Genomic DNA, 7,424 nt, shown 5'->3' on the forward strand with positions numbered 1-7,424 from the left:
TCTTTACTTCTTCTTTACTTCTTCTTTACTTCTTCTTTACTTCTTCTTTACTTCTTCTTTACTTCTTCTTTACTTCTTCTTTACTTCTTCTTTACTTCTTCTTTACTTCTTCTTTACTTCTTCTTTAGCATAGATTGGTGCAAGGTTGCACGCAACAATTTCTTTAGTGTCGAAGAAGATAGTATGATGAATGATTAAGAATAGACTGGTAGAGGGGTGCAGTCCTAAAAACCCGTACGGGTTTTAATTCTCTGAAGAAAACTATTGGTCTTGCTGCCGTAGGCTCTCATTAATAATGATATTTTAAGTACTTTTAAAAAGTATCTTAATAGTTCAAAAATATTACTTAAAGAATTCCTTTTCATTATCTTAATATTTCTAAAGTATTGCGTAGCCAGCATTGGTGATAGCTTGCGCTCATCAATTAAGCAAGGTCGCTACCCACAATGATTATCATATCTACAACATTTACTTAGCATCATGATCCATTTACTATTTCTTAATTATAACTCATGATTTTTTAAAATCAATACTAGGATTGTTCAGCAAAGCTATCCATGGCGTCTTCTTTACTATTAGACTTACAATAGCTACAACATTACATTATGTATTTTGTGCATCTCTTGGTATTTTAAATAAAATGAATGTTTTTCTGTTCTTCTTTCTAGGACTTTGTTGTATCATTAATTACTTCCATCTAGATAGGCATTTCGTATCTCCTACTAATTATACCACGCCTGTCTTCGTTGGATTTTGGATACTTTCATGTTCTGCTCAGCATTTAGTAAGCCTAATACACGAACATTTACCTTTTCATAGAATATGTAAGGTTTAATAAGAAACTCAGAGATAGAACCAACTCAATGAATGAAAAAGATATTAGTAGCACAGAAGAAGAATTAAGTATAGATAGCGATGCTACTGATGCGGGCAACAGTTCAAGCGACACTAGTGATGATGTGACCTCCGAGCGTCCAAGGCATGATGCCCTTATTCGCAAAGCTCTAGAGAACCCAATAGTTGCTAAAGAGTTCTTTGAGATGCATCTACCAAAAGAGATTCAGGCTATGTTCTTGCCTCATACCCTTAAGATGGAAAAAGAAAGCTTTGTTGAAGCGGATCTAAAGCACTCTATATCTGATATCCTATTCTCAGCTAAGTTTAAAGATGATACTGGATATCTTTGGATTCTTCTAGAACATCAAAGTACTCCTGATCACTTCATGGCTTTTAGGCTCTTTAAGTATATGACGGATATCGCAGCAAGGCATTTAACTCTTAATCCTAAATCCAAACATTTGCCTTTTGTCTACCCACTCGTGTTCTACAACGGCAAAAAGAAATATAATGTTCCAAAGAATCTTTGGGATTTGTGCCAGCATAAAGAACTAATGCAAGATATTTGGACTAAAGACCATCAGGTGATTAACGTGCATGATATTCCTGATGAGGAATTAAAGAAAAAAGCTTGGGCGGGAATACTCCAATTCTTCATGAAACATATTCATGAAAGAGACTTACTTAAAAGATGGTATGAGATAGCTGATCTATTACCTGAGTTTGCGTTAGTTGATATCGGTATTGATTACCTAGAGCTTATATTAACCTATACATTGATTAAAATTGAAAAATCTGATAAGATAGAACTAGAAAAAATATTAAAATCTCGTTTAAATAACCAGCAAGGAGAAAAACTTATGACTAGTCTTGCACATCATTGGGAACAACAAGGTGTAGAAAAAGGTATACAACAAGGCATGCAGATTGGGGAAGCTAAAAGAACTATGGAAGTAGCTAAAAATATGCTTAATGCTGGCTCTGATATTTCTTTTATCTCTAAAGTTACAGGACTTTCTATCTCTGAACTCAATAATCTTCTTAAATCTCAATCCTAACTATTCTTTTTGGAAAGTAGTAGAGGCTACTACTTTCATCTATATCTTTACTTAGTTCTTTGTTTTAATTTTTTGCTCTAGTGTTTTGTATGGCTTTGTTCGGAAGGGTATCTGTTATTTTTTTTTGACGTAATTATCCTATTTTTACGGAAGTACATCTACCAAATGCATTCCATAAATTTATAATATTGGAAATAACAATTGCTTCAAGTTTTTGTGAAGATATTTTTTTAGTTAATAGAGATGCACCAATACATCGCTTAATCCTTGAAATTTGAGCTTCAATTCGTGCCCTAATTCTATAACGGTATTTTTTATAAAATGCATAAATATTACCTTTCTTACTAATATAACCTACAATCTTATCATGCCATATGGTATTATACCATATATCTTAGCATTACGTGGAGGAGGAATTACTGGCGTAATACCACGATTACTTAATGTCTCAACTCCTTCAATACTATAGTAAGCACCATCAGCAATTACTCTATCCACCGATATATTCTCTGGTATTAAGGACTCTAACATCTCTATATCAGAAGTATGGCAATCAGTAATCTCAACATCGTGCATATTCATTTCAGAATCCATAGCAATATGCATTTTCTGCCATGGCTTATTCTTACAGATTTTATTATATTTCATTGCGTACCAGTTACTAGCTGTATTAAATCTAATACCTGTGCTATCTAGATCAGAGATATAGCTTCACCATTCTTGATACGACCGGCAAGTTTATTGCAAAACTGTTTTACCTCTAATGGTATCTGTGAAAATAAATCACATAAATGACCAAAACTTGGAACTGGAATCTCAAGACCCTTGCTCCGCCATAAATCCTCAAAGTAACCTGTTATTTGACTCTTTTTCAGTCTTAGAATGCTTCTCATATCCTATATGAGACTCCATTTCTTGCTCTAAGATCTTATTCACTAACCGTTTTTTAAATTCTTCAAAGATCCCTCCTTTGCCAAATATTGCAGATGGATCACTTTGTGATAATATTTCTGATACAGCTTTTTCTATAGATGGATTTGTTACTTTTATTTGATTCTTCATATTAGCCTCATGTAAGTTGTTTTAATTAATCTTATCCTTAACTATTTTTACAACTGACACAATCTTTCTGACACCCTCGTCCCTTTTTATTTGACAATGACAATGTGGTGAAGAAATTCATAGAATAAAACAAATAAAGTGACAACTACAAAAATAAAAAGGGAACGAGTTTCCACGAAAATAGGGTTACCGTCACCGGTGGCCAGATATGCAAGAACAATCCTAATACAGGCTGGTAGGTCTTTATTGATGAGAAGCTATAAAACTAATCAGACCTCAGGAGCGTTATCAGAATTTATTGAAAGATTAAAAGAAAAAGGGAAATCGTTCAATGTAATTGCAGTAGCTATAGCTAATAAATTGGCTAGAATCGCTTATGCCTATCTGGTAAAGAACAGAAATTACCAATTGGTATAATAGTACTTAAGATTTAGGATAAATTATAAACTATATAATTTTTAAACTAGATAGGGGTAAAGAAATAAAAGCAAAGTAGAATAATAAAACGGCGGGTTAAAGCGATAATACATAAGCATTCTGGATGAAATCCGAGCTAACGTCATGGTACCTAGATACCGCTAACTTGAGTGAATCTCTCCAGGATCTTAGACAGAATGCAGAAACCATTATGGCACTTTGATGCCGAATATATGACTGCTTCATTTATCATTAACTGTTTTTTATTTTAGTACTTGTTTTTAACCAGGCGTCCATATATGACGGTGCCCATTTTTGTTCTATTATAAAAATTTATTTGATATTTGAGATATAAAGACGAAACCGATATACTGTTGGCAAAAGTATGAATTGAAATCTTTTGTAATGATTTTATTGGCGGGTTCTAAGTTGCTCTATAGACTCTGGAGAAAAATACCTATAAAAGGTTGTCCTACCTATCTCTAGCGTTTTTATAATATCGGAAATAAATGGATAATTTTCATTATCTTTTAGCATAGCTTTTGCTGTACGCATTTTTTCATCACTCATAAACTTAGGTCTTCCACCTATTCTACCGTTTTTACGGGCAGATTTTAATCCGGCTTTTGTATTTTCTACGATAATCTCTCGCTGAAACTGATCAAATGCTGCATTCATATGAAAAAAAAGTCTTCCTTCTGCTGTTGAAGTATCTATATTTTGGGTAATTACTTGCAAGCCAATTTTTTTCTCTTCAAGGATTTTTAAAGTACTTATTATTTGCGTAAGCGATCTTGCAAGACGAGATAATTTCCAAACTACAAGCGTATCGCCTTCACGCATATAATCAAGAGCTGCTTGTAATTGAGTACGTTGCTTACTTGCACCTGATATTTTTTCTGTAAATATTTTTTTACATCCCGCCTCATTAAGAGCATCAATTTGATGATTAGGGTTTTGATCTAGCGTTGAGACCCTTGCGTATCCGATGAGCATATTTTCTATTCCTAAAACCTTTTTTTATTAAATTAGCAGAACATTTTAATAAGAACAAGGTTTTGAAACACTTTTTGAAAAGATTTTAATTAGGTTTTTGTGAGTCTGTCACATGTCCCCAAAACGATCGTTTTTGAAACTGATCTAGTACTACTTTTCCGGACACAGAGTTCTCATAAAAGGAAAGGAGAAGTAAGAAATGCCCAAAGGAATAAAATATACAGATGAATTTAAATGAGAATTAGTAAAATTAGTACAGGCATCAGGTAAATCAGTAAAGCAAATTTCAATTGAACTTGGTATAAAGTATAAAACATTAACACACTGGGTAAGGTCATCAATGATACCACTGCAAGAAGCAAATTCTAAATCACAATATCATTATCAGGATTTATTAGCTGAGAACCAAAGATTACGTCAAGAATTGAAACGTACTCAGCAGGAGAGAGAAATTCTAAAAAAGGCTACAGCGTATTTTGCGAGCCTAGAGAAGTAAAATACGCTTTTATTAAAAATAATACTGATAAATGTTCAATAAGATTAATGTGTATGATGTTACAAGTGTCAAAAAGTAGTTATTATGAATGGTTAGGTAATCCAATAAGCAAGAGAATGGAACGATGTAATCAATTAGATTATCTTATTAAATTAATATTTGTTGAGCATAAAGGACGCTATGGATCAACTAGGATTTATCATGAGTTAAAGTATAGAGGGTATAGCCTGCACTCGTAGTTTTATATCGGAACGTATGAAACTACTTGGACTAGTAGCAAAAGCAAAACTTAAATTTAAAGCAACTACTGACTCTAAACATAGTAAGAAAGTAGCACCAAATTTATTGCAACAGAATTTTACTGCAACTAATATTAATCAGCAATGGGTAACTGATATTACTTATATCCCGACATCAGAAGGTTGGTTATATCTATGTGTATTTATTGATCTGTATTCAAGAATAGTTATAGGGTTGGTCAATGGGTAAAAGCTTGCATTCTCAATTGGTTACAGATGCTTTAACAATGGCGATATTTAGACGTAAATTGCCTAAGGGAGTAATAATTTATTCTGATCGAGGAGTCCAATATTGCTCTGATCCATATTTGAAATTACTGGACAAATATAAGCTATTACCTAGTATGAGCGCCAAAGGAAACTGCTATGATAATGCTGCCATGGAGTCATTTTTTTATACCTTAAAAGTTGAGTTAATTCATGATATGAGTTATAACACTAGGGAATTAGCTAAATCTTCAATTGTTGAATACATTGAATGCTATTATAACCGCAAACGTAGACATTCCTCTATTGGTTATCAAATACCAGTAGATTTTGATCAAAATTTAATACTAGTCACTTAATAATATGTCCGAAAAAGTAGTACTAGATCACTGAATTAAAGACCCACAATATTAGTGATTGTGCTACAATAGACGTATTACTTGAGGAAATTGATAGTCCAATAGATACCGTACTAGCTGACGGAGCGGAGCGGATCGTATGACCAACCCTCTACATACGAAACATTAATTGCTCATCAAAATAAACACGGTAATGAAATTCCTATAAAAGCAGTAATACCGCCAAACTTAGGGTTCAGAGCAGAAATGCCCGATGACTCTAAATTAAGATTAGACAATATTCGTCTTATGAAGCAGGGACGAAAGCAATGGCAAAAATATACCAACTACGGTAGGCGAGCAAAAGCAGAAAACACTATCTACCGTTATAAATCAATTATAGGAAACAAATTAAAATCTAGAACTTTTTTAAACCAAAAAACCGAAAGTAAAGTGGTTGCTAACATTCTTAATATCATGACAAAACTCGGCATGCCGGATACCAAAAAATTTGCCTGATTTTTGACAACAATTAAACAACATGTTCAAAATCTGATTCATGCAACAAAGCCCTCTATCATACCCGTTGCGTAAGGTGAGTTACTAATACTGATATTAGTTTAATGATTTATATGCAAAACTCTACTATTTTAATATTTCTTCTACGAAAAGTAGAGTCTGGATACCACACACTTCGAGACTTCTAGTTGATCTTAGCTCTCATATTTGGAATTGCTGCTTCTTGCTGCCTGAAATCTAAAAATATTACTCTTTTTGCAACTAATTGACTTAACTTGATGATGCCTATTATATATAAATCACATTACCCTGCAAGAACCAGATTTTATTATTCAATATCACCCAAAAGTGCCGAATGCTCTGTACTATCTTCAGTAGAAGAAGAAGGTATCATTACAGTTTCAGTGTTAGAAATATTACATTGCATCTGAGGTAATTGTGTAAGTAGCCAGTCTGTAACCACTGACTTTTTAGAATGTAAATACTCCACAAAACTGCTTTTCACTGGTCCGTGCACACCGTATATGGTTGATTGCTTATGCGGATCGGCACCTGATGCCAATAACAAATTAACTATTGGAATCATTGATTGTTCCATTTTTTCCACAGGTAAGTACCAATATGTCTCATATTCTGATTCGTAGATTTGAAGCATCTGGACGAGTGGTGTTACTCCATGTTGATTAACGCTATTCACTAATGCTTTGATATTATCACTATCACCACTTAATATCGCTTTTATTACATCAATGTTTACGCACCTTTTGATCGCATAGTGCATAATAGTATTATGCTTATGATCTGTACCATTCATATCCCACTGATGTTCGGTTACTAATTTTGGTACTCCTTCTACAGTCAGAAAATCTTTCAATTGTATCTTGTTTTTATCTTGTATCTTGTTTTTATCTTTTCTGAACAATCCCATAATATCCTCCTCTTAATATGCCTTTAATTAATTCATAGAACTTACCATTGTTGCTCTTTATAAGATACATATCTTACACTATTTCTAATTTGATGTACAATACATAATTTATGTTCTGTTTTTTGGAACACTACTTCTATGAACTCATTGCGAGTTAGTGTTTGAGAAATAGTAAAAGCTAAAATTCAGTGGTTAGTTTTTTGAAACTTATAATTAATATTTGAAATATGTATAGAATTTTGAGTCAAATGACAAGAATAACCAGAA

General features: G+C 33.0%; 10 protein-coding genes and 1 pseudogene. 7 read left to right on the forward strand and 4 right to left on the reverse strand.

The features are described 5' to 3' along the window. A partial coding sequence (locus ACKTSD_RS07410) for a hypothetical protein (protein WP_412708674.1) occupies positions 1–198 on the forward strand: 198 nt, incomplete at its 5' end. Positions 199–863: 665 nt separating this feature from the next. Next, positions 864–1,895, forward strand: a complete 1,032-nt coding sequence (locus ACKTSD_RS07415; protein WP_412708675.1) for an Rpn family recombination-promoting nuclease/putative transposase — start codon at positions 864–866, stop codon at positions 1,893–1,895. Between the two features lie 354 nt (positions 1,896–2,249). Here the strand turns inward: ACKTSD_RS07415 and ACKTSD_RS07420 are convergent, their stop codons facing one another. Both ACKTSD_RS07420 and ACKTSD_RS07425 read right to left on the reverse strand, forming a co-directional pair. After that, on the reverse strand, positions 2,250–2,543 hold the full coding sequence (locus ACKTSD_RS07420) for a transposase (protein WP_412708676.1): 294 nt from the start codon (positions 2,541–2,543) through the stop codon (positions 2,250–2,252). A 195-nt stretch (positions 2,544–2,738) separates the two neighbouring features. Beyond that, on the reverse strand, positions 2,739–2,957 hold the full coding sequence (locus ACKTSD_RS07425; RefSeq protein ID WP_412708677.1) for a transposase: 219 nt from the start codon (positions 2,955–2,957) through the stop codon (positions 2,739–2,741). 138 nt (positions 2,958–3,095) lie between these two features. On the opposite strand from ACKTSD_RS07425, the gene ACKTSD_RS07430 reads away from it, so the two are divergent. Then, on the forward strand, positions 3,096–3,374 hold the full coding sequence (locus ACKTSD_RS07430) for a hypothetical protein (RefSeq protein ID WP_412708678.1): 279 nt from the start codon (positions 3,096–3,098) through the stop codon (positions 3,372–3,374). Positions 3,375–3,785: 411 nt separating this feature from the next. On the opposite strand, the gene ACKTSD_RS07435 is transcribed toward ACKTSD_RS07430, so the two are convergent. Next, a complete protein-coding gene (locus tag ACKTSD_RS07435) occupies positions 3,786–4,370 on the reverse strand; it encodes a recombinase family protein (RefSeq protein ID WP_412708679.1) in 585 nt (194 codons plus the stop codon). A 253-nt stretch (positions 4,371–4,623) separates the two neighbouring features. Between ACKTSD_RS07435 and ACKTSD_RS07440 the strand changes: the two are divergent. The 4 genes and pseudogenes from ACKTSD_RS07440 to ACKTSD_RS07455 form a co-directional block, all read left to right on the forward strand. Continuing rightward, positions 4,624–4,866: pseudogene (locus ACKTSD_RS07440) on the forward strand (transposase); the annotation flags it as partial. Positions 4,867–5,121: 255 nt separating this feature from the next. Then, the gene (locus tag ACKTSD_RS07445; protein ID WP_412708680.1) at positions 5,122–5,355 is read left to right on the forward strand and encodes a DDE-type integrase/transposase/recombinase; all 234 of its coding nucleotides are present in this window, start codon (positions 5,122–5,124) and stop codon (positions 5,353–5,355) included. Continuing rightward, positions 5,348–5,731, forward strand: coding sequence for an IS3 family transposase (locus tag ACKTSD_RS07450; RefSeq protein ID WP_412708681.1), 384 nt, complete (start codon positions 5,348–5,350; stop codon positions 5,729–5,731). The genes ACKTSD_RS07445 and ACKTSD_RS07450 overlap by 8 nt, the downstream gene beginning before the upstream one ends. 246 nt (positions 5,732–5,977) lie before the next feature. After that, positions 5,978–6,229: a hypothetical protein gene (locus ACKTSD_RS07455; RefSeq protein ID WP_412708682.1), complete on the forward strand. Its 252-nt coding sequence runs from the start codon at positions 5,978–5,980 to the stop codon at positions 6,227–6,229. A gap of 328 nt (positions 6,230–6,557) precedes the next feature. Here ACKTSD_RS07455 and ACKTSD_RS07460 read toward each other — a convergent pair whose 3' ends face one another. Continuing rightward, positions 6,558–7,157, reverse strand: a complete 600-nt coding sequence (locus ACKTSD_RS07460) for an ankyrin repeat domain-containing protein (RefSeq protein WP_412708683.1) — start codon at positions 7,155–7,157, stop codon at positions 6,558–6,560. Positions 7,158–7,424: the final 267 nt, after the last annotated feature.

This window comes from Candidatus Rickettsia kedanie, assembly GCF_045865205.1.
Taxonomy (GTDB): domain Bacteria; phylum Pseudomonadota; class Alphaproteobacteria; order Rickettsiales; family Rickettsiaceae; genus Rickettsia; species Rickettsia australis.

Excerpts from the sequence above, each read along its gene's own strand:
- ACKTSD_RS07415 (WP_412708675.1), top strand. The coding sequence starts at position 864 with ATGAATGAAAAAGATATTAGTAGCACAGAAGAAGAATTAAGTATAGAT.
- ACKTSD_RS07420 (WP_412708676.1), bottom strand. The coding sequence starts at position 2,543 with ATGAAATATAATAAAATCTGTAAGAATAAGCCATGGCAGAAAATGCAT.
- ACKTSD_RS07425 (WP_412708677.1), bottom strand. The coding sequence starts at position 2,957 with ATGAAGAATCAAATAAAAGTAACAAATCCATCTATAGAAAAAGCTGTA.
- ACKTSD_RS07435 (WP_412708679.1), bottom strand. The coding sequence starts at position 4,370 with ATGCTCATCGGATACGCAAGGGTCTCAACGCTAGATCAAAACCCTAAT.
- ACKTSD_RS07445 (WP_412708680.1), top strand. The coding sequence starts at position 5,122 with ATGAAACTACTTGGACTAGTAGCAAAAGCAAAACTTAAATTTAAAGCA.
- ACKTSD_RS07450 (WP_412708681.1), top strand. The coding sequence starts at position 5,348 with ATGGGTAAAAGCTTGCATTCTCAATTGGTTACAGATGCTTTAACAATG.
- ACKTSD_RS07455 (WP_412708682.1), top strand. The coding sequence starts at position 5,978 with ATGCCCGATGACTCTAAATTAAGATTAGACAATATTCGTCTTATGAAG.
- ACKTSD_RS07460 (WP_412708683.1), bottom strand. The coding sequence starts at position 7,157 with ATGGGATTGTTCAGAAAAGATAAAAACAAGATACAAGATAAAAACAAG.